The sequence below is a fragment of the Cupriavidus pauculus genome (assembly GCF_008801835.1).
In the GTDB taxonomy this organism is placed as follows: Bacteria; Pseudomonadota; Gammaproteobacteria; order Burkholderiales; family Burkholderiaceae; genus Cupriavidus; species Cupriavidus pauculus.
This window is the reverse complement of record NZ_VZOW01000080.1, coordinates 1-2493: the sequence shown is the minus strand read 5'-3', so window position 1 is coordinate 2493 and position 2493 is coordinate 1. Positions and strand designations below refer to the sequence as shown.

The 2493-nt window shown below is 56.8% G+C and carries 2 protein-coding genes; both read left to right on the top strand.

The window, feature by feature from the left end:
- Positions 1-111: 111 nt before the first annotated feature.
- Complete coding sequence (gene istA, locus F7R19_RS29405; protein ID WP_150982957.1) at positions 112-1623, top strand: IS21 family transposase; 1512 nt, start codon at positions 112-114, stop codon at positions 1621-1623.
- Positions 1616-2428 (top strand): IS21-like element helper ATPase IstB, encoded by an 813-nt coding sequence (gene istB / locus F7R19_RS29400; RefSeq protein ID WP_134275085.1) that lies wholly within the window; start codon positions 1616-1618, stop codon positions 2426-2428. Before istA ends, istB begins: the two co-directional genes overlap by 8 nt.
- Positions 2429-2493: the final 65 nt, after the last annotated feature.

Below are 2493 nucleotides of genomic sequence, written 5' to 3'. Positions count from 1 at the left end.
TGTTGATGTGCACGCAAAACTGACCCACTGCCGTACGTAGTTTTCATCGAAATTTGACCCACGTGTTCCAATGCCTGCTCGATGCCGAGCAGGAGAACCGGAGTGATTACGGTGAACATGTTGGCCAAAATCAGGCGGATGCACTTCCGCGACGGCGTTCCGCTCAGAGACATCGCTAGGCGCACGGGACTATCTCGAAACACCATCCGCACATGGCTGCGCAAGGAAGGCAGCGGCGAGCCAAGCTACCCGAAGCGAGTGAGCCCAAGCGTTGTGGATGCCTGGGCAGAGCAAATCAAGTTATGGCTGAGGGCCGATTTGCATCGCCCCAAGCGCGACCGCCGTACAGCCCTGCAGATTTACGAAACTTTGAGGGCTAATGGCTATGACGGAAGCTATGGACGAATCAGCGCTTTCGTTCGGAACTGGCGCAAAGCGGAAAAAGATGCGCCGTCTCGCAGCGTGTTCGTGCCAATGGCATTCGAGTATGGCGAGGCATTCCAGTTCGACTGGAGCTGCGAGTATGCGTTTGTAGCGGGGCTTCGAAGACGACTGGAAGTCGCCCATACCAAACTGGCGGCAAGTCGAGCGTTCTGGCTTGTCGCCTACCCGACGCAAAGCCATGAGATGCTGTTCGATGCGCATGCGCGCGCCTTTGCTGCATTCGGCGGGGTGCCGCGTCGCGGCATTTACGACAACATGCGTACCGCTGTCGATAAGGTCGGGCCAGGCAAAGTTCGGTCCATCAACGCCCGCTTCCATGCGATGTGCGGACACTATCTCTTCGAGCCCGAGTTTTGCAATCGCGCCGCGGGTTGGGAAAAAGGGATAGTCGAAAAGAACGTACAGGACCGCAGGCGCCAAATCTGGCACGAAGCCGCCCTCATGCGCTGGGAATCTGTTGAGGTTCTCAACGTCTGGCTGAGCCAGAGATGTGAGTCAGCTTGGCGCGAACTCCGGCATCCTGAATGGCCGGAGTTGAGCATAGCCGATGCGTTGCAAGACGAGCGTCAGAAGCTCATGCGCAACCCGAAGCCGTTCGACGGATACATCGAACAACCGGTAAGGGTATCGAGTACCAGCCTGATTCACTTCCAGCGCAATCGCTACAGCGTCCCTACTGCGCACGCCAACCACGTAGTCAGCTTACGCATCTACCCGTCGTATCTTAGTGTCGTCGCCGAGGGCGCCGAGGTGGCAAGGCATCCACGTTGCTTCGAGCGATATCAAACCTTCTACGACTGGCGCCACTACATACCTTTGGTCGCACGCAAGCCAGGTGCGCTGCGCAATGGCGCACCGTTTGCGACGATGCCGGAACCAATGATTCGCCTTCAAAAGCACCTCTTGAGGCAAGAGGGTGGCGACAGGGTCATGGTACAGGTGCTCGCCGCAGTCCCTATCCACGGCGTCGAAGCCGTACAAGTGGCAGTCGAGATAGCTTTGGAATCTGGCCGTCCTAGCGGAGAGCACGTCCTCAATGTGTTGGCCCGCCTGAAGTCCATCAAGAGACCTACCGTAGACGGCGTGAAGACATCCCTCAAGCTTCAAGAGGAGCCTGCGGCAAACGTGAGCCGCTACGAGCGGCTGAGGTCAACGCAGCGGGAGGATGGACATGTCTAACGAGACCGTCGCTCAACTGAAGGCGCTCAAGCTACACGGTATGGCGCAGAGTTGGCCGGAATTATTGGTTCAGACCCGTCATTCTGGCTTTGAACCCGAGCGAATGATGGAGCTGTTGCTGCAGGCCGAGCTAGCGGATAGACAAGTCAGGTCGATTGCCTATCAGATGGCAGTCGCCCGATTCCCCGCGCACCGAGACCTCGCCGGCTTCGACTTCAGCCAATCCAATATCGACGAGGTGCTGGTACGAGAACTTCATACGCTGAAGTTCTGTGAGTCAGCGCAAAACGTCGTATTCATCGGTGGCCCTGGAACAGGCAAGACCCATCTGGCGAGCTCGATAGGGATTGAGGCCATCCAGCAGCACACGAAACGAGTGCGCTTCTTCTCCACGGTGGAGTTGGTCAATCTCCTGGAGGCGGAGAAAGCGGCAGGCAAGCCGGGGCAGCTCGCACATCGTCTCATGTATGTGGACGCGGTCATCCTGGACGAGCTGGGCTATCTACCCTTCACCCAAACTGGCGGCGCGCTGCTGTTCCACCTGTTCTCGAAACTGTATGAGCGTACTAGCATCATCATCACGACCAATCTCAGCTTCACAGAATGGGAAAGTGTGTTTGGTGACGCAAAGATGACCACTGCGCTGTTAGACCGATTGACGCATCACTGCCACATCGTCGAAACAGGGAACGATTCGTGGCGATTCAGGCATAGCAGTGCAGCAGAAAGGAAGAAGCCCCAGACCCGGAAAAACAGCCAGAAAACGACAACTGCAGTGCCAGAATCTACACCAGAGGAGCTGTGACCATGAAGCGAGGGTGGGTCAAATTTAGATGAAAACGGCGGGTCAGTATTCGATGGACATCAACA

Coding starts and splice junctions, on each gene's coding strand:
- istB (WP_134275085.1), top strand. CDS start 1,616: ATGTCTAACGAGACCGTCGCTCAACTGAAGGCGCTCAAGCTACACGGT.